Here is a 21,126-nt window from a genome sequence, read left to right on the forward strand (position 1 = left end):
TTATGATATTGCACGCTACTAATTGAAAAACTAACAATTACATATTATGAAGAAAAAACTTCTTTCATTGCTTTTATTAGCAATTCCAATGTTAACATTTGCACAAGAAAAAGGATTAGATCAACAAATAGATGAGGCATTTGGTAATGCAACAGGATGGTTTGTAGATTTTATTTTTTATCAAATTCCTTTTACAGATACAATTAGTATTTATTGGGTATTATTCCCTTTAATTTTGGGAGCAACGTATTTTACTTTTTACTTCAATTTTATAAACTTTAAAGGTTTTTTTACTTCTATAAATATTGTTAGAGGTAAATATGATGAAATAGATAAGCACGATTCTATGATTGCTGCAGGAGATTCTACTCCAGGAGGTGATATAAAAGAAACAATAGCTATAGAAGGTCATGATGGAGAAGTTTCTCACTTTCAGGCATTAACAGCAGCTTTATCTGCAACAGTAGGTTTAGGAAACATTGCTGGTGTTGCAATTGCAGTTTCTATTGGTGGTGCAGGTGCTACTTTTTGGATGATTATTGCAGGGTTTTTAGGAATGGCTTCTAAATTTGTAGAATGTACTTTAGGTGTTAAATATAGAGATATTGAATCTGATGGAACTGTTTATGGAGGTCCAATGTATTATTTAACAAAAGGACTTAAAAATAAAACTTTAGGAAAAATATTAGCAGCATTCTTTGCAATCTTCGTTATTGGAGGATCTTTTGGAGGTGGAAACATGTTCCAAGTAAATCAAGCATTTCAATTAGTAGAAAATATTACTACACCAGTTGGTGGGGTTTCTGTACTACATGGTAAAGGATGGTTGTTTGGTTTAGTAATGTCAGTATTAGTTGGTATTGTAATTATTGGAGGAATTAAAAAAATAGCCAAAGTAACAGATAAAATTGTTCCTTTTATGGTGGCAATTTATGTTGCAGCATCATTATTTGTAATTTTTTCTAATTACGATATGATTGGAAGTGCATTTGGACAAATTTTTGAAGGAGCCTTTAGTCCAGAAGGAGTTGCAGGTGGAGCAGTAGGAGTTTTAGTTCAAGGATTTAGAAGAGCAGCATTTTCTAATGAAGCTGGTATTGGTTCTGCATCTATTGCGCATTCTGCAGTAAAAACTAAATATGCAGCAAGTGAAGGTATGGTTGCTTTATTAGAGCCTTTTATAGATACTGTTGTGGTTTGTACTATGACAGCTTTAGTTTTAATTATTACTGGTAATGTTGCAGCTGAAAATGCATCTTTAAATGATGCACAAGCAATATTATTAACTTCAGGAGCTTTTGAATCTGCTATTTCATGGTTTCCATATGTTTTAACTATTGCAGTAGTATTATTTGCATTTAGTTCTATGATTTCTTGGTCTTATTATGGTTTTCAAGGATGGGTATATTTATTCGGAAGATCTAAAAAAATGGAATATACTTACAAAGTAATTTTCTGTATATTCGTAATTATTGGAGCAGCAGCAAGTTTAGGATCAGTAATTGGTTTCTCAGATGCAATGGTTTTTGCAATGATGGTTCCTAATATGATTGGTTTAATAATTTTAGCTCCTAAAGTAAAAGAAGAGCTTTCTAGATATATGAATGCTATTAAAACAAAAAGTTAATAAGAAATTCAATATGAAAATATTTAAATCCCATTTCTGGTATAACAAAAGCCAAAGAAATGGGATTTTCTTTTTAGTAACGTTAATTATCATTTTTCAACTAATTATTGTTTTTGTAGATTTTACTTCAAATAATAAAATAGACTTAAAAACTTCAGAAGTTTTAGCTTTTCGTAATCAAATAGATAGTTTAAAGAGTGTAGAGTTAGAAAATAGAAAACCTAAAATTTATCCTTTTAATCCTAATTATATAACAGATTTTAAAGGAGAACAATTAGGAATGTCAATAGAAGAAATTGATAGATTGCTACTTTTTAGAAAAACAAATAAATTTGTCAATTCTAAAAGTGAATTTCAAAAAGTTACAAAAGTTTCAGACAGTTTATTAAATAAGATTTCTCCATATTTTAAATTTCCAGAATGGGTAACAAAAAGAAATCAAATTACATCTAAAAACTTATATAGTTCAAATAATATTAAAAAGATATCAATATCAACTTCAGATATTAATAAAGCTACTGCAGAAGATTTTAAAACAATAAGAGGTATAGGAGAAGCATATTCTGAACGTATTGTAAAATACCGAACAAAATTACAAGGTTTTACTTATAATAATCAGCTTAATGAAGTTTGGGGTTTAGATCAAGAAGTAGTAAAAAAAGTTTTATCAGTATTTAAAATTATTGAAAAGCCTATTATTAAAAAGGTTAACGTAAATACAGTTTCTTTTAAAGATTTATTAAAAAAACCTTACATCGATTATAATCTATGTAAAAAAATATTTGAATATAGAGATGAAGTTGCTGAACTTCAAAATATTTCAGAGTTAAAAAATATCAGTGGTTTTCCTTTGGATAAATATGATAGAATAGTCTTATATTTGGTGGCTGAATAAAAACCAATTTTTATCATAATGAACAGTATGTATTTTACTGAAGAGCATGAAGCTTTTCGTGCTAGTTTCAAAGAATTTTTACAGAAAGAAGTAGTTCCTCATATTAATAAGTGGGAAAAAGATGGTAGGGTAGAGCGTTTCATCTGGAAGAAATTTGGAGAAATGGGATATTTTGGTTTAAATACTCCAGAAGAATTTGGAGGTTTAAACTTAGATTTATTTTATACAGTTATCTTTTTAGAAGAATTACAAAAAGTAAATTCTGGTGGATTTGCTGCAGCAATGTGGGCACATGAGTATTTAGCAATGACACATCTTAATAAAGAAGGAAGTGATTTTATTAAAAATAAATACTTAGTTCCAAGTGTAGAAGGAGATATGATTGGTTGTCTTTGTATAACAGAACCTTTTGGTGGGTCAGATGTTGCAGGAATGCGCTCTACAGCTATAAAACAAGGAGATAAGTATATTTTAAACGGGTCAAAAACATTTATTACAAATGGAGTAGATTCAGATTACTTAATTGTATCAGCAAGAACAAACCCATCAGATAAATATAAAGGAATCAGTCTTTTTGTTGTAGACAGAAATTCTAAAGGATTATCAGCAACAAGGTTAGAAAAATTAGGTTGGAAAGCTTCAGATACAGGAGAAATAGCTTTTGATAATGTAGAAATTCCAGCAGAAAACTTGTTAGGAGAAGAAGGAAAAGGTTTTCCTTATATAATGCAACATTTTGCCTTAGAAAGGTTGGTAATGGGTGTTAATGCTCATGCAAGAGCAGAATATGCTGTAGATTATGCTTTAAATTATATACAAGAAAGAGTCGCTTTTGGTAAATCTTTAGATAATTTTCAGGTATTAAGACATAAAATTGCAGAAATGGCAAGTAGAGTAGATATGTGTAGAGAATACAATTACTCTATAACCAAACGTTTAGATGATGGTCAATATGTAGTTAAAGAAGCTAGTATGTCTAAATTACTTTCTACAAAAATGGCAGATGAGGTTATTTATGATGCATTACAAATGTTAGGTGGCTATGGTTATATGGAAGAATATCCTTTAGCAAGACTATTAAGAGATAGTAGGTTAGGTCCAATTGGAGGAGGTACTTCAGAAATTTTGAAAGAAATTATCGCAAAAATAGTAATAGACAGAAAAGAATATAAACCAGCTACATAAGTTTTTTGTTTTTTAGTTTTGATAACTGATAACTGATAACTGATAATTTTTTCGGGCGTTACCTAAAGGTCGCGCTTTCACTACTCGCTTTTTGTTTTTACCAAAACAAAAGAGCTCAAACAAACCGTTCAATCGCTAACGCAAAAGCAAATCCAAAAATAAATAGTAAATAAGAATTGTTATTTCATATTTAATTTCTACTTTTGCAGTCCAAAAAATAAAACATTAGTAGAAATACTATTAAAAATATAAAAGAACTTATGAAGGGAGGTGATAACTCATGTTAATTATACCAGTAAAAGAAGGAGAAAATATCGATAGAGCGTTAAAACGTTATAAGAGAAAATTCGATAGAACTAAGACAATGAAGAACTTACGTAACAGAAAAAACTTCACGAAGCCATCTGTAGCGAAAAGAGCTCAAAGAATAAAAGCATCTTACGTTCAAAGATTAAGAACACAAGAAGAAGTAGGTTAGAGATAACTTATTTTAAAATATTAAACTCGTATTGAATATTCAATACGAGTTTTTTTATGTTTTTTTTGTAGATTTACCTATAAAACACATCTAATTTGATTAACGAGTTTCTAGATTATCTTTCCTTAGAAAAAAAATATTCTGCACATACAATTACTGCATATAAAACAGATTTAAATTCATTTAAAAGCTTTTTAATCGACAATTGTAATCTAGAAGATCTTTCAGAAGTAAATTATTCATTAATCAGGTCTTGGATAGTAACTCTTGTTAATAATAATGTTTCTAATAGAACTATCAATAGAAAAGTAAGTTCTTTAAAGTCTTTTTATAAGTTTCTGCAAAAGTCAAATCAAATAGAATTAAATCCACTTTCTAAACATAAGATGTTAAAAGTAGAAAAAAAAGTTCAGGTGCCTTTTACAGCAAGAGAAATAAACGAAGTAATAAAAGATATAGATAAAGAAGATACATTTGTTTCTATAAGAAATAAACTTATAGTAGAGTTGTTCTATTCTACAGGAATCAGAAGAACAGAATTAATTAATTTAAAAGAACATAATATAAGTTTTTCAGATAAAACAATAAAAGTTTTAGGAAAACGAAATAAAGAAAGGTATGTTCCTTTGTTAGGTTCTGTAATTCAAACTTTAAAAAAATATTTACAATTAAAAAAAGAATTTTCAATAGGCTTAGGAGAGTTATTTATTACAGAAAAAGGAAATAAAATATACGAAACTCTTGTTTACAGAATTATAAATACTTACTTTAGTAGAGTCTCATCAAAAGAAAAAAAGAGTCCACATATATTAAGGCATTCTTTTGCAACACATCTTTTAAATGAAGGGGCAGATTTAAATTCAGTTAAAGAATTGCTAGGGCATTCTTCTTTAGCTTCAACACAAGTCTATACTAAAAATAGTCTTGATGTTATAAAAAAAGTATATAATAACGCTCACCCTAGGAGCAATAAAAAAGGATGAAGTATGAAGGTATTCACACAATCAGTAAATTTTAGCGCAGATAAAGAACTTATAAAATTTGTAGATGAAAAAGTTTTAACATTGGTTAAATACCATGATAAAATAGTAAATGCAGAGGTTTTTTTAAAAGTTTTGAATACAAGTGATAAAGAAAACAAGTTAACTGAAATAAAAATTCATATTCCAGGAGGAGATTTAATTGTTAAGAGAGAAACCAAAACTTTTGAGGAAGGTGTTAATACTGCGGTAGATAACTTAAAAAGACAATTAAAAAGATCAAAGGAAAAACATCGTGATTCAATTATTTCATAAAAAAAATGAAAAAAAAATAATAAAAAGTTTTAGAATGTAAAAAAACTTTATACATTTGCAATCCGTTAGAAATAGCGGGTTGTTTTTTTGCAGCAAAAGCCGATGTAGCTCAGCTGGCTAGAGCAGCTGATTTGTAATCAGCAGGTCGTGGGTTCGAGTCCCTCCATTGGCTCAAAATAACAAGTTCATTAAAATAGTAAATTCAAGGGGAGATACTCAAGCGGCCAACGAGGACGGACTGTAACTCCGTTGACTATGTCTTCGCAGGTTCGAATCCTGCTCTCCCCACAATTTACATTTTGCGAAAGTAGCTCAGTTGGTAGAGCGTCAGCCTTCCAAGCTGAATGTCGCCGGTTCGAACCCGGTCTTTCGCTCTAAATTATCAACAGGCCGGTGTAGCTCAGTTGGTAGAGCGCATCCTTGGTAGGGATGAGGTCGTGGGTTCAAATCCCATCGCTGGCTCATTTAATACGTATTATTAGACACTAAATATATTTAAACTAAGAATTAAAAATTAATAATCATGGCAAAAGGAACTTTTGACCGTTCGAAACCACACTTAAATATTGGTACTATCGGACACGTAGATCACGGTAAAACAACTTTAACTGCTGCTATTACAAAAGTATTAGCTGATGCAGGATTATCAGAAGCGAAAGATTTTGATCAAATTGATAACGCTCCAGAAGAAAAAGAAAGAGGGATTACAATTAACACTTCTCATGTTGAGTATCAAACTGCTAATCGTCACTACGCTCACGTTGACTGTCCAGGTCACGCGGATTATGTAAAGAACATGGTAACTGGTGCTGCTCAAATGGATGGTGCTATTTTAGTAGTTGCTGCAACGGATGGTCCAATGCCTCAAACTAGAGAGCATATCTTATTAGGTCGTCAGGTAGGTATTCCTCGTATCGTTGTTTTCTTAAACAAAGTTGATATGGTTGATGATGAAGAGCTTTTAGAATTAGTTGATATGGAAGTTAGAGAATTGTTATCTTTTTATGATTATGATGGAGATAATGGTCCTGTAGTTTCAGGTTCTGCTTTGGGAGCTTTAAACGGTGAACAAAAATGGGTTGATACTGTAATGGAATTAATGGAAGCTTGTGATACTTGGATTGAGGAGCCATTAAGAGAGGTAGATAAAGATTTCTTAATGCCTGTTGAGGATGTGTTTTCAATTACTGGTCGTGGAACTGTAGCAACAGGTCGTATAGAAACAGGTATTGCTAATACAGGGGATGTTGTAGATATTATTGGTATGGGAGCTGAAAAGATGTCTTCTACGATTACTGGTATTGAGATGTTTCGTCAAATCTTAGATAGAGGTGAGGCTGGAGATAATGCAGGAATCTTATTGAGAGGTATTGCTAAAGAAGATATTAAAAGAGGGATGGTAATCTGTAAGCCAGGTTCTGTAACTCCTCATGCTAAATTTAAGGCAGAGGTTTATGTTCTTAAAAAAGAAGAAGGTGGACGTCATACTCCATTCCATAACAACTATCGTCCTCAGTTCTATGTAAGAACAACGGATGTTACAGGTACTATTAACTTGCCTTCAGGTGTAGAAATGGTGATGCCAGGAGATAACTTAACAATTACTGTTGATTTAATCCAACCAATCGCATTAAATGTTGGTTTACGTTTTGCTATCCGTGAAGGAGGTAGAACTGTAGGTGCAGGTCAAGTTACAGAATTATTAGACTAATTATTAGTTTAATTAATGAATAAAATATAAGGGTGTTCCGTTTCTACGGAACGCCTTTATCAATGAATAAGAAACGGGTTTAGCTCAGTTGGTAGAGCACTGGTCTCCAAAACCAGGTGTCGGGGGTTCGAGTCCCTCAATCCGTGCAAAAAAAAACATAATTATTATGAATTTCATACAATATATCAAAGATTCTTTTGAAGAATTAAGTAATCATATGACTTGGGTTTCTAAAGAAGATGCTCAGAAATCAACTGTTACTGTAGCTGTTTTTACAATTGTATTTGCTTTAGCTGTAGCTGGTATAGATTATGTTTTTCAAACAGGTTTAGATAATTTTTTCGGAATGTTTAAATCAAATTAATTATGGCAGCTGATTCAGTAATGAAATGGTATGTTGTTAGAGCCATTGGAGGACAAGAAAATAAAGTGAAGTCTTATATAGAAAATGAGATTTCAAGAGTAGGTTTATCTGATTATGTAAGTCAGGTAATAGTACCTACTGAAAAGGTTGTTCAGATAAGAAATGGAAAAAAGGTAAATAGAGAAAGAGTTTATTTTCCTGGTTATATCATGGTAGAAGCAAATCTTTCAGGAGAAGTGCCTCACGTTATTAAAGCTATAACTGGAGTGATTGGTTTCTTAGGAGAAACAAAAGGAGGTGATCCTGTTCCAATGAGAAAATCTGAAGTAAACAGAATGCTAGGGAAAGTTGATGAACTTTCTGTACAAGATGAAAATATTGCAATACCTTTTAATATAGGAGAAACTGTAAAGGTTGTTGATGGTCCTTTTAATGGATTTGATGGTACTATAGAAAAAGTAAATGAAGAAAAGCGTAAACTAGAAGTGATGGTGAAAATCTTTGGAAGAAAAACACCATTAGAATTAAGTTATATGCAAGTAGAAAAGATATAATTGTTACACAAATATATATGACCGATTTGTTTTTAAGCTTCCAATTTAAAACAAATCATTAAACATTTTAAAATGGCAAAAGAAGTTAGTAAAGTAGTTAAGTTACAAGTAAGGGGAGGCTCAGCGAATCCATCGCCGCCGGTTGGACCCGCTTTAGGAGCTGCTGGTGTTAACATTATGGAGTTCTGTAAACAGTTTAATGCAAGAACGCAAGACAAACAAGGTAAAGTATTACCTGTTGTTATTACTGTTTTCAAAGACAAATCGTTCGATTTTGTTGTAAAAACTCCTCCTGCAGCAGTTCAGTTACTAGAAGCGGCCAAAATTAAAAAAGGTTCAGGAGAACCAAACAGAAAGAAAGTAGCGTCAGTTACTTGGGATCAAATTAAAGTTATTGCAGAAGATAAAATGGTAGATTTAAATGCCTTTGAAATTTCTTCAGCAATGCGTATGATTGCAGGTACAGCTCGTTCTATGGGATTAACAGTTAAAGGTGATGCACCAGCATAAACTTTATAAAAAGTAGTAAAATGGCAAAATTAACAAAAAAGCAAAAAGAAGCTCACGCAAAGTTAGATAGCTCTAAATCTTATGATTTAGCAGCAGCTTCATCGCTAGTCAAAGACATTACTAACGTAAAGTTTGATGCATCTGTAGATTTAGCAATACGTTTAGGAGTTGATCCTCGCAAAGCTAATCAAATGGTTCGTGGTGTTGTAACATTACCTCACGGAACAGGTAAAGATGTTAAAGTATTAGCATTAGTAACTCCAGATAAAGAAGCAGATGCTAAAGCAGCAGGTGCAGATTATGTTGGATTAGATGAATTCCTTCAAAAAATTAAAGGAGGATGGACAGATGTAGATGTAATTATTACAATGCCTAGTGTAATGGGTAAATTAGGTCCTTTAGGTAGAATTTTAGGTCCTAGAGGTTTAATGCCTAACCCTAAAACTGGTACTGTAACAATGGATGTTGCAAAAGCAGTTACAGATGTAAAAGCTGGTAAAATCGATTTTAAAGTTGATAAAACTGGTATCGTTCATGCAGCAATTGGAAAAGTATCTTTTGATGCTAAGAAAATTGAAGAAAATGCAAACGAGTTAATACAAACTATTATTAAATTGAAACCAACAACAGCAAAAGGAACGTATGTAAAAAGCGTTTTTATGTCTAGTACTATGAGTCCTAGTATTGAGGTTGAGGTTAAAACTGTTTAATACGTTAAAACTTATAATCATGACTAGAGAAGAGAAATCACAAGTAATACAAGATTTAACAGCAGTATTAGCAGACACAAATACGTTATATTTAGCAGATATTTCTGGATTAGATGCACAAACAACTTCTAACTTACGTAGAGCTTGTTTTAAGGCAGGAGTTCAGTTATCAGTTGTTAAAAATACATTACTTGCAAAAGCAATGGAAGCTTCAGATAAAGAATTTGGAGACTTACCAACAGTATTAAAAGGAAATACTTCAATGATGATTTCTGAAGCAGCTAACGCTCCAGCAAAATTAATCAAAGAATTCAGAAAAAAAGCAGATAAACCTTTATTAAAAGGAGCATTTGCAGAAGAGTCTGTATATATTGGAGATGATCAATTAGAATCTTTAGTAAACATTAAGTCTAGAGAAGAATTAATTGGTGAAATCATTGGATTATTACAGTCACCAGCTAAGAATGTTATTTCAGCATTACAGTCAGGTGGACAAACACTTTCAGGTATTATTAAAACTTTATCTGAAAAAGAATAAGCGCACAAATAAATTATAATAAAACAAAATTTTAAAAACAATTAAAATGGCAGAATTAAAAGATTTCGCAGAACAATTAGTTAACTTAACAGTAAAAGAAGTTAATGAATTAGCTACTATTTTAAAAGATGAGTATGGTATTGAGCCAGCAGCAGCAGCAGTAGCAGTAGCAGGACCAGCAGCAGGTGGTGGTGAAGCAGCTGAAGAGCAAACTGAATTTGATGTTATCTTAACAGCAGCAGGAGCTTCTAAATTAGCAGTTGTAAAATTAGTTAAAGAATTAACTGGTTTAGGATTAAAAGAAGCTAAAGGTATCGTAGATAGCGCTCCTGCAGCAGTAAAAGAAGGTGTTTCTAAAGATGAGGCTGAAGGTCTTAAGAAGTCTTTAGAAGAAGCTGGAGCTGAAGTAGAGCTTAAGTAAGCTACAACTTCCCGATTTTTTTGTAAGACTAAAAAACGGGAAAACAAATATAGGTTTAGGTACTAGAAACGTAAGTTTTTAGGCCTAAACCATTTTGTGTATATATTCGTTCTTTATTTTAATTCAGATTTTAATCAAAAATATATTCTCTTTTGGCAACGAAAAACACTACTGAAAGAATCAACTTCGCAACTTCTCAAATGATTAAAGAATATCCAGATTTTTTGGATATTCAGGTAAAATCTTTCCAAGATTTTTTCCAACTTCAAACTAAAGCAGAAGAAAGAGGTGAAGAAGGTTTGTACAAAACCTTCATGGATAACTTTCCAATTACAGATACAAGAAATCAATTTGTATTAGAATTTTTAGATTACTTTGTAGATCCACCAAGATATTCTATTCAAGAATGTATTGAAAGAGGTCTTACACATAGTGTACCTTTAAAGGCTCGTCTAAAACTTTACTGTACAGATCCAGAACACGAAGATTTCGAAACTATTGTTCAAGATGTTTATCTTGGTACAATTCCTTATATGACTAACTCTGGTACATTTGTTATAAATGGAGCAGAACGTGTGGTAGTTTCTCAGTTACATAGATCACCAGGTGTGTTCTTTGGACAATCTTTCCACGCAAATGGTACAAAATTATATTCAGCAAGAGTAATTCCTTTTAAAGGTTCTTGGATTGAATTTGCTACCGATATCAATCAAGTAATGTATGCTTATATTGATAGAAAGAAAAAATTACCAGTTACAACATTATTCAGAGCTATTGGTTTTGAAAGAGATAAAGACATTTTAGAAATTTTTGATCTTGCAGAAGAAGTAAAAGTTTCTAAAGCTGGATTAAAAAAAGTATTAGGTCGTAAATTAGCAGCTAGAGTTTTAAAAACATGGCATGAAGATTTTGTAGATGAAGATACTGGAGAAGTTGTATCAATAGAAAGAAACGAAATTATTTTTGATCGTGATACAATTTTAGAAAAAGAACATATTGATGAAATAATTGATGCTGGTGCTAAAACCGTTTTACTTCATAAAGAAGATAACGATATGGCAGACTATGCAATTATTCACAATACTTTACAAAAAGATCCTACCAATTCAGAGAAAGAAGCAGTAGAACATATTTATAGACAATTACGTAATGCAGAACCGCCAGATGAAGAGACTGCAAGAGGTATTATAGATAAGTTATTCTTTTCTGAACAAAGATATAATTTAGGTGAAGTTGGTCGTTTTAGAATGAACACCAAGCTTCAGTTAAATGAACCAATTGATCAAAAGGTATTAACAAAATTAGATATTATTACAATTATTAAATATTTAATTGAGTTAATCAATTCTAAAGCAGAAGTTGATGATATAGATCACTTATCTAACAGACGTGTAAGAACTGTTGGTGAACAATTAGCAGGTCAATTTGGAGTTGGTTTAGCACGTATGGCTAGAACAATTCGTGAGCGTATGAATGTACGTGATAACGAAGTTTTTACGCCAATTGATTTAATTAATGCTAAAACATTATCATCTGTAATTAACTCATTCTTTGGTACGAACCAATTATCTCAATTTATGGATCAAACAAATCCATTAGCAGAGATAACTCATAAGCGTAGATTATCTGCACTTGGACCTGGAGGTTTATCAAGAGAAAGAGCAGGTTTCGAGGTTCGTGATGTTCATTATACTCATTATGGACGTTTATGTCCGATTGAAACTCCTGAGGGACCAAATATTGGTTTAATTTCATCGCTTTCTGTATTTGCAAAAGTTAACAATTTAGGATTTATTGAAACTCCTTATAGAAAAGTTGATAACGGAGCAGTTGCAGTTGGAGAACCACCTATATATTTAAGTGCTGAAGAAGAAGAAGGAATGAAAATTGCTCAATCTAATTTAGAATTAAAAGAAGATGGAAGCATTGTTTTAGATAGAGTTATTGCACGTGAAGAAGGAGATTTCCCTGTAGTTACTCCAGATGTAATTGATTATATGGACGTTGCTCCAAATCAAATTGCTTCTATATCTGCATCTTTAATTCCATTCTTAGAGCATGATGATGCAAATAGAGCCTTAATGGGATCTAACATGATGCGTCAAGCAGTTCCTTTATTAAGACCAGAATCACCAATTGTTGGTACTGGTTTAGAACGTAGAGTTGCAAAAGATTCTAGAATCTTAATCAATGCAGAAGGAGCAGGAGAAGTAACTTATGTAGACGCAAATAAAATTACAATTAAGTATGATAGAAATGAAGAAGAAAAACTAGTTAGTTTTGATTCTGAAGAAGTTTCTTACAACTTAATTAAGTTTAGAAAAACCAATCAAGGAACAAATATTAACTTAAAACCAATTGTAGAAAAAGGTGATAGAGTTGAAGAAGGTCAAGTCCTTTGTGAAGGTTATGCAACACAAAAAGGAGAATTAGCTTTAGGTAGAAATATGAAAGTAGCCTTTATGCCTTGGAAAGGGTATAACTTTGAGGATGCAATTGTAATTTCTGAAAAAGTTGTTCGTGAAGATATATTTACATCTATTCATATTGATGAGTATTCTTTAGACGTAAGAGATACAAAATTAGGAACTGAAGAGTTAACTAATGATATCCCAAATGTTTCTGAAGAAGCAACAAAAGATTTAGATGAAAATGGAATGATTAGAATTGGAGCAGAAGTTAATCCTGGTGATATCTTAATTGGTAAAATTACACCAAAAGGAGAATCTGATCCAACTCCAGAAGAAAAATTATTACGTGCTATTTTTGGTGATAAAGCAGGTGATGTAAAAGATGCATCATTAAAAGCTTCTCCATCATTAAGAGGTGTTGTAATAGACAAAAAATTATTTAAAAGAGCTGTAAAAGATAAAAACAAGAGATTAAGAGATAAAGAAGCAGTTGCTACTTTAGAAGCTTCTTTTGTGAGTAAATTTGAAGGTTTAAAAGATATTTTAATTGAGAAATTATTTACTTTAATTAGTGGTAAAACTTCTCAAGGAGTATATAATGATTTAGGAGAAGAAGTTTTACCAAAAGGTAAAAAATATACTCTTAAAATGTTAAACTCTGTAGATGATTATGTTCACTTAACAGGATCTTGGACTACTGATAAAGACTTAAATAATTTAGTTGGTGAATTAGTTCACAACTATAAAATTAAAGTAAATGATCTACAAGGTTCTTTACGTCGTCAAAAGTTTACAATATCTGTTGGAGATGAATTACCAGCAGGAATTTTAAAACTTGCTAAGATTTACATTGCTAAAAAACGTAAATTAAAAGTAGGTGATAAAATGGCAGGACGTCATGGTAATAAAGGTATTGTGGCTCGTATTGTAAGAGCAGAAGATATGCCTTTCTTAGAAGACGGAACACCTGTAGATATCGTATTAAATCCATTAGGGGTACCTTCTCGTATGAACATTGGTCAAATTTATGAAACTGTTCTTGGTTGGGCAGGTCAAAAATTAAATACTAAATATGCAACACCAATATTTGATGGAGCATCTTTAGATCAAATCAATGGAATTACGGATTCAGCTGGTGTACCAAGGTTTGGACATACTTACTTATATGATGGTGGAACAGGAAAGCGTTTCGATCAACCAGCAACAGTTGGTATCATTTATATGATTAAGTTAGGTCACATGATTGAGGATAAAATGCACGCACGTTCTATTGGACCTTACTCATTAATTACACAACAACCATTAGGAGGTAAAGCTCAATTTGGAGGTCAACGTTTTGGAGAGATGGAAGTTTGGGCACTTGAAGCATATGGAGCATCAAGTATCTTAAGAGAAATCTTAACTGTAAAATCTGATGATGTAATGGGTAGAGCTAAAACATACGAAAGTATTGTTAAAGGTGAAACTATGCCAGAACCTGGATTACCAGAATCATTTAACGTATTAATGCACGAACTTAAAGGTTTAGGTTTAGACGTTAGATTAGAAGAATAACAAAAATTGACACAAGAAGTAGATTTATGCTACTTCTTGTTGTCATTTATTTATAAGTCTCATTGAGACCATTTTTACAATTTTAATTCGAATCCATCAACATGGCAAGAAAACAAGAGAAGTACACTGTAAAAAAGTTTAATAAAATCTCAATTGGTTTATCATCACCAGAAGCTATTTTAGAAATTTCTAAAGGTGAAGTTTTAAAACCAGAAACAATAAATTACCGTACACATAAACCAGAAAGAGATGGTTTATTTTGTGAGCGTATTTTTGGTCCTGTAAAGGATTATGAATGTGCTTGTGGAAAGTACAAAAGAATTCGCTACAAAGGTATCGTTTGTGATAGATGCGGTGTAGAAGTTACAGAAAAGAAAGTACGTAGAGATAGAGTAGGTCACATTAATTTAGTGGTTCCTGTTGCTCATATTTGGTACTTTAGATCATTACCTAACAAAATGGGATACCTTTTAGGTTTACCATCTAAGAAGTTAGATATGATTATTTACTACGAACGTTACGTAGTAATTCAACCTGGTATTGCTAAGAATGTTGAAGGAGAGCCATTACAAAAAATGGACTTCTTAACAGAAGAAGAATACCTAGATATTGCTGATGAATTACCACAAGACAATCAATACTTAGATGATTCTGACCCAAATAAGTTTATCGCTAAAATGGGAGCAGAGTGTTTAATTGATTTATTAGCTCGTATTGATTTAGATGCTTTATCTTTTGAATTAAGACATAAAGCAAATACAGAAACGTCTAAACAACGTAAAACTGAAGCATTAAAACGTTTAAATGTTGTTGAAGCATTTAGAGATTCTCAAAAGAATAGAGAGAATAATCCAGAATGGATGATTATGAAGGCAATTCCGGTAATTCCACCAGAATTAAGACCTTTAGTTCCATTAGATGGAGGTCGTTTTGCTACTTCAGATTTAAATGATTTATATAGAAGAGTTATTATTAGAAACAATCGTTTAAAAAGATTAGTTGAAATAAAAGCTCCAGAAGTTATTTTACGTAATGAAAAACGTATGTTACAAGAATCAGTAGATTCATTATTTGATAACACACGTAAATCATCTGCAGTAAAAACAGAATCTAACAGACCTTTAAAATCTTTATCAGATTCATTAAAAGGTAAACAAGGACGTTTCCGTCAAAACTTATTAGGAAAGCGTGTTGATTATTCTGCACGTTCTGTTATTGTTGTTGGGCCAGAAATGAAATTATCTGAATGTGGATTGCCAAAAGATATGGCAGCTGAACTTTATAAGCCTTTTGTAATTAGAAAATTAATTGAAAGAGGAATTGTAAAAACAGTTAAATCTGCAAAGAAAATAATAGATAGAAAAGAACCAGTTGTTTGGGATATTTTAGAAAATGTAATTAAAGGTCATCCTGTATTATTAAATAGGGCTCCTACTTTACACAGACTAGGTATTCAAGCTTTCCAACCAAAATTAATTGAAGGAAAAGCTATACAATTACATCCATTAGCATGTTCTGCATTTAATGCGGATTTTGATGGGGATCAAATGGCAGTTCACTTACCATTAGGACCTGAAGCTATTTTAGAAGCACAATTATTAATGTTGGCTTCTCATAATATTTTAAATCCTGCAAATGGAGCACCAGTAACTGTACCTTCTCAGGATATGGTACTTGGTTTATACTACATGACTAAAGAGAGAATTTCTACTCCAGAAGTACCAATTAAAGGAGAAGGATTAACTTTTTATTCACCAGAAGAAGTAACAATTGCTTTTAACGAAGAAAAAGTTGACTTAAATGCTGGAATTAAAGTAAGAACTCAAGATATAGACGAGAATGGAGAGCAAGTAACTAAAATTATAAAAACTACTGTTGGTAGAGTTTTATTTAATGAAAAAGTACCTGCTGCTGCTGGTTATATTAATGAAGTATTAACTAAGAAAAACTTACGTGGAATTATTGGTGGTATTTTAAAAGCTACAGATATTCCTACTACAGGAGCATTCTTAGATGAGATAAAAAATATGGGATATAAATTTGCCTTCCAAGGTGGTTTATCATTCTCATTAGGGGATATTATTATTCCTAAAGAAAAACAAGGTATGATTGAAGAAGCCAATAAAGAGGTGGATGTAATTGTATCTAACTATAACATGGGTATGTTAACGCAAAAAGAGCGTTATAATCAGGTAATTGATATTTGGGGTAGAACCAATAACGATTTAACTGAGTTATCTATGAAACGTTTACGTGAAGATCAACAAGGGTTTAACTCAGTATACATGATGCTTGATTCTGGTGCAAGGGGTTCTAAAGAACAAATTCGTCAGTTAACAGGTATGCGTGGATTAATGGCAAAACCAAAGAAATCTACTGCAGGTGGTGGAGAAATTATTGAAAATCCGATTCTTTCTAACTTTAAAGAAGGTTTATCAATTTTAGAATACTTTATCTCTACTCACGGTGCACGTAAAGGATTAGCAGATACCGCTTTAAAAACGGCAGATGCAGGTTACTTAACACGTAGATTAGTAGATGTTTCTCAAGATGTTATTATTAACGAAGAAGATTGTGGTACTTTAAGAGGATTAGAAGTTACTCCGTTAAAGAAAAACGATGAGATTGTAGAATCTTTATCAGACAGAATTGAAGGAAGAATTTCTTTAAACAATGTTTATCACCCAGTTACTGAAGAAATCTTATTAGAAGCTAATCAACCAATTACTTCTCAGTTAGCTTTAGCTGTTGAAAAATCTGGAATTGATAGATTAGAAGTAAGATCTCCATTAACATGTGAGTCTTCTAGAGGTATTTGTGCTAAATGTTATGGTCAGAGTTTATCTACTCTTAACAAAGTACAAATTGGTGAAGCAGTTGGTGTAATTGCAGCACAATCTATTGGAGAACCTGGTACACAGTTAACTTTACGTACATTCCACGTTGGTGGGGTTGCAGGTAACATCTCTGAAGAAAATAAGTTAATTGCTAAGTTTGATGGTAAAGTTGTTATAGAAGATTTACGTACAGTTGTTGGTAAAGACAATGAAGGTAATGAAGTTGATATTGTAATATCAAGAACAGCCGAAATTAAAATTATAGATAAGAAAACAGGAATTACTCAAAGTACAAATATTATTCCTTACGGTTCAATCATTTTTGATAAAGATAGAAAATCTATTAAAAAAGGAGATGTTATTGTTCAGTGGGATCCATTTAATGGTGTGATTGTTTCTGAGTTTGGAGGAAAAGTGAAGTTTGATAATTTAGAACAAGGTATTAACTACTCTGTTGAAATTGATGAACAAACTGGTTTCCAAGAAAAAGTAATGACTGATTCTAAAAATAAGAAAATCATTGCTTCTTTAATTATTGAAGATGAAGATGGAAATGCTTTACGTTCTTATAGTTTACCAGTAGGTGCACACCTAATGGTTAATGACGGAGATAAAGTTGAATCTGGACATACTTTAGTTAAAATACCTAGAAAATCTGGTAAAGCAGGTGATATTACTGGAGGTTTACCTCGTGTAACAGAATTATTTGAAGCACGTAACCCATCTAACCCTTCTGTTGTTTCAGAAATTGATGGTGTAGTATCTTTTGGTAAAATTAAGCGTGGTAATAGAGAAATTATTGTTGAATCTAAAACAGGAGATATTAGAAAGTATTTAGTTAAACTTTCTAACCAAATTTTAGTTCAAGAAAATGACTTTATTAAAGCTGGTATGCCATTATCAGATGGAGCTACAACTCCTTCAGATATTTTAAGAATTAAAGGACCTTCTGCAGTTCAAGAATACTTAGTAAACGAAATTCAAGAAGTTTATCGTTTACAAGGTGTAAAAATTAATGACAAACACTTTGAGGTTGTTGTGCGTCAAATGATGCGTAAAGTTAAAATTATTGATTCTGGAGATACTTTATTCTTAGAGAACCAGTTAATTCATAAAATTGATTTTATCAAAGACAATGATGCAATTTACGGAATGAAGGTTGTTGAAGATGCTGGAGATTCTGAAAATTTACAAGCAGGTCAAATTATTTCTGCACGTCAGTTAAGAGATGAAAATTCTTTATTAAGAAGAAATGATCAAAACTTAGTGGTAGCTAGAGATGCTAAACCAGCAACAGCAGAACAAGTTTTACAAGGTATTACAAGAGCATCATTACAAACAAAATCATTTATTTCTGCAGCTTCTTTCCAAGAAACTACAAAAGTATTAAATGAGGCTGCTGTAAGTGGTAAAGTAGATACTTTAGAAGGATTGAAAGAAAATGTAATTGTTGGTAAGAAAATTCCAGCAGGTACAGGTATGAGATCTTATGATAAAGTAATTGTAGGACCAAAAGACGAAATAGAGCAAAGTTTCTAATAAATAACGTGTAAACGTTTAAGAGTATAAAGTTGAATTGTTTACTGTAAGTTAATTACAATATTCAATTCAACTTTTTTTTTATTTTACAATTTAACAGATACACAATTAAACACATACACGATTTAAATTATGGAAGAAAATCAAAACAAAGACGGACAAATTAATATTGAATTAGATCAAGAAATTGCAGAAGGAACTTATTCTAACTTAGCAATAATCAATCATTCAATGTCAGAGTTTATTGTTGATTTTATTAATATAATGCCAGGTGTTCCTAAGGCTAAAGTAAAATCAAGAATTATTCTAACTCCACAACACGCAAAAAGGTTAACACAGGCTTTAGCAGATAATGTTAGAAAGTTTGAACAACAACATGGAGAGATTAAAGATTATGAAACTCCACCTATTCCAATGAATTTTGGACCAACAGGACAAGCATAAAAAAAGGCGAAACTATTAGTTTCGCCTTTTTTTTATTTTATACTGTTCTTGTTCTATTTAACAACCAATAATCTGCCAATACTAAAGCAGTCATAGCTTCTACAATAGGTACAGCTCTTGGTACTACACAAGGATCATGACGTCCTTTACCTGTAATTTCTGTTAATTCGTATTCAGAATTAATTGTTTGTTGATTACTCATAATAGTAGCAACTGGTTTAAAAGCAACTCTAAAGTATATGTCTATTCCATTACTAATTCCTCCTTGTATTCCTCCAGAAAGATTAGATTGAGTAGAACCATCTGCATTAAAAATATCATTATGTTCTGAACCTTTCATTTTTGCTCCACAAAACCCACTTCCAAATTCAAAACCTTTTACAGCATTAATAGATAACATTGCACTACCTAATTGAGCATGAAGTTTATGAAAAATAGGCTCTCCTAATCCAACAGGTACATTTTGAGCTACACAAGTAACAGTACCACCAATTGTATCACCAGCTTTTCTAATTTCTTGAATTTTAGTAATCATTTTATCTGCTGAAACTTCATCTGGACAACGTACGATGTTAGATTCTGTTTTAGAAAAATCTAAATCTTGATAAGGTTTATCTAAAAAAATATCACCTACAGAAGAAGTAAAAGCATTAATTTTCATGCTAGCAATTAATTGCTTAGCCAAAGCACCAGCAACTACCCAATTGGCAGTTTCACGAGCAGAACTTCTACCACCACCTCTATAGTCTCTTATTCCATATTTTTTATCATAAGTATAATCAGCATGAGAAGGTCTGTAAACATTGGTGTTATGATTGTAATCTTTAGATTTTTGATTTGTGTTTTTAATAACAAAACCAATAGAAGTACCAGTTGTAACTCCTTCAAATATTCCTGAATGAAATTCTACAGTATCTGGTTCTTTTCTTTGAGTTACAATTTTAGACTGACCTGGTTTACGTCTATCTAATTCAGCTTGAATAGCATCAAAATCTACTTTTAAACCTGCAGGAAAGCCATCAATTACACCACCAATTGCGGTACCATGAGATTCTCCATAAGTAGTTACTTTTAATAAATTTCCGAAAGAATTAAATGACATTGTTCTAAAATTATAATTTTGAATGCAAATATAATAAACTACTGTACAAAAATTGGATTTTATATTGTATTGTAATTATATCTAAAAACTTAATTTTACTTAGAATGCTTGATTATTAAGGAGATATGATTTGTAAAAAACTATATTCAAAAAAAATGAAAAATAATTCATTTTTTGTTTCAATAAATGAAAAACCTTTCTATATTTGCATCCGCATTCAGGGAATACCTGATGAGACTCTTGGAGAAATGGCAGAGTGGTCGAATGCGGCAGTCTTGAAAACTGTTGACTGTAACAGGTCCGGGGGTTCGAATCCCTCTTTCTCCGCAAAACCTTATAATCTTTTGATTATAAGGTTTTTTTTATTTATAAAATCTTTCTTTTAAATGTGAAATTCAGTTGTTGTATGAATTTCTTTTAAAACAAACGAGCTTTCTAAAACTCCAATATTATCTATTTTAGATAATTTTAGTCTTACAAATTCATGATAAGTATTTAAACTTTCGAGGTTTATTTTTAATATGAAATCGACTTTTCCAGCCATATGATAACATTCTTGTATTTCTTTAATTTCTTTAATTTGTTTTTCAAATTTATCTATAAATCCTTCATTGTGATAACGTAATGAAACCATACAAACTGCTACTACAGGTTTGTTTAATAGAACTTTATCTAGTATTGCAACATATTTTTTAATATAACCTTTTGTTTCTAAACGTTTTATTCTTTCATATACAGGAGAAGCAGTAAGATTTAATAATTGCGCAATTTCTTTAGTAGTTTTTTTTGAATCGTTTTGAAGAATTCTTAAAATTTTTAGATCAACATCATCTATTTTTTCCATAAGGCAGATAAAATTACTTTTTAAATAGTTTAATAATTAAAGTTATAGAAAAAAAATCTTTAAATAAAATTAATTAAAGTATAATTTACTTATTTGTTGTTGATATG

The 21,126-nt window shown here is 31.4% G+C and carries 18 protein-coding genes and 6 tRNA genes; 22 read left to right on the forward strand and 2 right to left on the reverse strand.

From position 1 onward, the window contains the following. Positions 1 to 46 precede the first annotated feature (46 nt). The 21 genes from MPF13_RS03950 (at position 47) to MPF13_RS04050 (ending at position 19,073) form a co-directional block, all read left to right on the forward strand. The gene (locus MPF13_RS03950; protein WP_249981034.1) at positions 47 to 1,627 is read left to right on the forward strand and encodes an alanine/glycine:cation symporter family protein; all 1,581 of its coding nucleotides are present in this window, start codon (positions 47 to 49) and stop codon (positions 1,625 to 1,627) included. A 13-nt stretch (positions 1,628 to 1,640) separates the two neighbouring features. Further along, positions 1,641 to 2,522: a helix-hairpin-helix domain-containing protein gene (locus MPF13_RS03955; protein WP_249981035.1), complete on the forward strand. Its 882-nt coding sequence runs from the start codon at positions 1,641 to 1,643 to the stop codon at positions 2,520 to 2,522. An 18-nt stretch (positions 2,523 to 2,540) separates the two neighbouring features. After that, positions 2,541 to 3,707, forward strand: coding sequence for an acyl-CoA dehydrogenase family protein (locus MPF13_RS03960; RefSeq protein WP_249981036.1), 1,167 nt, complete (start codon positions 2,541 to 2,543; stop codon positions 3,705 to 3,707). A 280-nt stretch (positions 3,708 to 3,987) separates the two neighbouring features. Continuing rightward, positions 3,988 to 4,185: a 30S ribosomal protein S21 gene (gene rpsU, locus MPF13_RS03965; RefSeq protein ID WP_015480739.1), complete on the forward strand. Its 198-nt coding sequence runs from the start codon at positions 3,988 to 3,990 to the stop codon at positions 4,183 to 4,185. A 95-nt stretch (positions 4,186 to 4,280) separates the two neighbouring features. Continuing rightward, positions 4,281 to 5,168 carry a tyrosine-type recombinase/integrase gene (locus tag MPF13_RS03970; RefSeq protein ID WP_249981037.1) on the forward strand — a complete coding sequence of 296 codons (888 nt, stop codon included), beginning with the start codon at positions 4,281 to 4,283 and terminating at the stop codon, positions 5,166 to 5,168. A 3-nt stretch (positions 5,169 to 5,171) separates the two neighbouring features. Further along, a complete protein-coding gene (hpf, locus tag MPF13_RS03975) occupies positions 5,172 to 5,480 on the forward strand; it encodes a ribosome hibernation-promoting factor, HPF/YfiA family (protein ID WP_249981038.1) in 309 nt (102 codons plus the stop codon). Between the two features lie 98 nt (positions 5,481 to 5,578). Further along, a tRNA-Thr gene (locus MPF13_RS03980) sits at positions 5,579 to 5,652 on the forward strand. 34 nt (positions 5,653 to 5,686) lie between these two features. Then, positions 5,687 to 5,768 (forward strand) — tRNA-Tyr (locus MPF13_RS03985). A gap of 13 nt (positions 5,769 to 5,781) precedes the next feature. Beyond that, positions 5,782 to 5,854: transfer RNA gene (locus tag MPF13_RS03990), tRNA-Gly, on the forward strand. Between the two features lie 15 nt (positions 5,855 to 5,869). Beyond that, a tRNA-Thr gene (locus MPF13_RS03995) sits at positions 5,870 to 5,942 on the forward strand. A gap of 61 nt (positions 5,943 to 6,003) precedes the next feature. Next, a complete protein-coding gene (tuf, locus tag MPF13_RS04000) occupies positions 6,004 to 7,191 on the forward strand; it encodes an elongation factor Tu (RefSeq protein ID WP_249981039.1) in 1,188 nt (395 codons plus the stop codon). 73 nt (positions 7,192 to 7,264) lie between these two features. Next, a tRNA-Trp gene (locus tag MPF13_RS04005) sits at positions 7,265 to 7,337 on the forward strand. Between the two features lie 20 nt (positions 7,338 to 7,357). Continuing rightward, on the forward strand, positions 7,358 to 7,555 hold the full coding sequence (gene secE / locus MPF13_RS04010; protein WP_249981040.1) for a preprotein translocase subunit SecE: 198 nt from the start codon (positions 7,358 to 7,360) through the stop codon (positions 7,553 to 7,555). A gap of 2 nt (positions 7,556 to 7,557) precedes the next feature. Then, entirely contained in the window at positions 7,558 to 8,109 is a 552-nt protein-coding gene (gene nusG, locus MPF13_RS04015) for a transcription termination/antitermination protein NusG (RefSeq protein WP_249981041.1), read from the forward strand. Between the two features lie 72 nt (positions 8,110 to 8,181). Next, complete coding sequence (gene rplK / locus MPF13_RS04020) at positions 8,182 to 8,619, forward strand: 50S ribosomal protein L11 (protein ID WP_249981042.1); 438 nt, start codon at positions 8,182 to 8,184, stop codon at positions 8,617 to 8,619. A 20-nt stretch (positions 8,620 to 8,639) separates the two neighbouring features. Then, the gene (gene rplA / locus MPF13_RS04025) at positions 8,640 to 9,329 is read left to right on the forward strand and encodes a 50S ribosomal protein L1 (RefSeq protein ID WP_249981043.1); all 690 of its coding nucleotides are present in this window, start codon (positions 8,640 to 8,642) and stop codon (positions 9,327 to 9,329) included. Positions 9,330 to 9,348: 19 nt separating this feature from the next. Then, complete coding sequence (gene rplJ / locus MPF13_RS04030) at positions 9,349 to 9,867, forward strand: 50S ribosomal protein L10 (protein WP_249981044.1); 519 nt, start codon at positions 9,349 to 9,351, stop codon at positions 9,865 to 9,867. 46 nt (positions 9,868 to 9,913) lie between these two features. After that, a complete protein-coding gene (gene rplL, locus MPF13_RS04035; RefSeq protein WP_249981045.1) occupies positions 9,914 to 10,288 on the forward strand; it encodes a 50S ribosomal protein L7/L12 in 375 nt (124 codons plus the stop codon). Positions 10,289 to 10,440: 152 nt separating this feature from the next. Continuing rightward, on the forward strand, positions 10,441 to 14,253 hold the full coding sequence (rpoB, locus tag MPF13_RS04040; protein ID WP_284041144.1) for a DNA-directed RNA polymerase subunit beta: 3,813 nt from the start codon (positions 10,441 to 10,443) through the stop codon (positions 14,251 to 14,253). A gap of 101 nt (positions 14,254 to 14,354) precedes the next feature. Beyond that, positions 14,355 to 18,629: a DNA-directed RNA polymerase subunit beta' gene (gene rpoC, locus MPF13_RS04045; RefSeq protein ID WP_249981046.1), complete on the forward strand. Its 4,275-nt coding sequence runs from the start codon at positions 14,355 to 14,357 to the stop codon at positions 18,627 to 18,629. Between the two features lie 132 nt (positions 18,630 to 18,761). Next, entirely contained in the window at positions 18,762 to 19,073 is a 312-nt protein-coding gene (locus MPF13_RS04050) for a DUF3467 domain-containing protein (protein ID WP_249981047.1), read from the forward strand. Positions 19,074 to 19,110: 37 nt separating this feature from the next. On the opposite strand, the gene aroC is transcribed toward MPF13_RS04050, so the two are convergent. After that, entirely contained in the window at positions 19,111 to 20,175 is a 1,065-nt protein-coding gene (aroC, locus tag MPF13_RS04055) for a chorismate synthase (protein WP_249981048.1), read from the reverse strand. Between the two features lie 242 nt (positions 20,176 to 20,417). Here aroC and MPF13_RS04060 point away from each other — a divergent pair. Continuing rightward, positions 20,418 to 20,502 (forward strand) — tRNA-Ser (locus MPF13_RS04060). Positions 20,503 to 20,557: 55 nt separating this feature from the next. Here the strand turns inward: MPF13_RS04060 and MPF13_RS04065 are convergent. Beyond that, positions 20,558 to 21,019 carry an Lrp/AsnC family transcriptional regulator gene (locus MPF13_RS04065; RefSeq protein WP_249981049.1) on the reverse strand — a complete coding sequence of 154 codons (462 nt, stop codon included), beginning with the start codon at positions 21,017 to 21,019 and terminating at the stop codon, positions 20,558 to 20,560. Positions 21,020 to 21,126 lie beyond the last annotated feature (107 nt).

It is taken from the genome of Polaribacter sp. Z022, from assembly GCF_023555495.1.
Classification (GTDB): domain Bacteria; phylum Bacteroidota; class Bacteroidia; order Flavobacteriales; family Flavobacteriaceae; genus Polaribacter.

Coding starts and splice junctions, on each gene's coding strand:
- MPF13_RS03950 (WP_249981034.1), top strand. CDS start 47: ATGAAGAAAAAACTTCTTTCATTGCTTTTATTAGCAATTCCAATGTTA.
- MPF13_RS03955 (WP_249981035.1), top strand. CDS start 1,641: ATGAAAATATTTAAATCCCATTTCTGGTATAACAAAAGCCAAAGAAAT.
- MPF13_RS03960 (WP_249981036.1), top strand. CDS start 2,541: ATGAACAGTATGTATTTTACTGAAGAGCATGAAGCTTTTCGTGCTAGT.
- rpsU (WP_015480739.1), top strand. CDS start 3,988: ATGTTAATTATACCAGTAAAAGAAGGAGAAAATATCGATAGAGCGTTA.
- hpf (WP_249981038.1), top strand. CDS start 5,172: ATGAAGGTATTCACACAATCAGTAAATTTTAGCGCAGATAAAGAACTT.
- tuf (WP_249981039.1), top strand. CDS start 6,004: ATGGCAAAAGGAACTTTTGACCGTTCGAAACCACACTTAAATATTGGT.
- secE (WP_249981040.1), top strand. CDS start 7,358: ATGAATTTCATACAATATATCAAAGATTCTTTTGAAGAATTAAGTAAT.
- nusG (WP_249981041.1), top strand. CDS start 7,558: ATGGCAGCTGATTCAGTAATGAAATGGTATGTTGTTAGAGCCATTGGA.
- rplK (WP_249981042.1), top strand. CDS start 8,182: ATGGCAAAAGAAGTTAGTAAAGTAGTTAAGTTACAAGTAAGGGGAGGC.
- rplA (WP_249981043.1), top strand. CDS start 8,640: ATGGCAAAATTAACAAAAAAGCAAAAAGAAGCTCACGCAAAGTTAGAT.
- rplJ (WP_249981044.1), top strand. CDS start 9,349: ATGACTAGAGAAGAGAAATCACAAGTAATACAAGATTTAACAGCAGTA.
- rplL (WP_249981045.1), top strand. CDS start 9,914: ATGGCAGAATTAAAAGATTTCGCAGAACAATTAGTTAACTTAACAGTA.
- rpoC (WP_249981046.1), top strand. CDS start 14,355: ATGGCAAGAAAACAAGAGAAGTACACTGTAAAAAAGTTTAATAAAATC.
- MPF13_RS04050 (WP_249981047.1), top strand. CDS start 18,762: ATGGAAGAAAATCAAAACAAAGACGGACAAATTAATATTGAATTAGAT.
- aroC (WP_249981048.1), bottom strand. CDS start 20,175: ATGTCATTTAATTCTTTCGGAAATTTATTAAAAGTAACTACTTATGGA.
- MPF13_RS04065 (WP_249981049.1), bottom strand. CDS start 21,019: ATGGAAAAAATAGATGATGTTGATCTAAAAATTTTAAGAATTCTTCAA.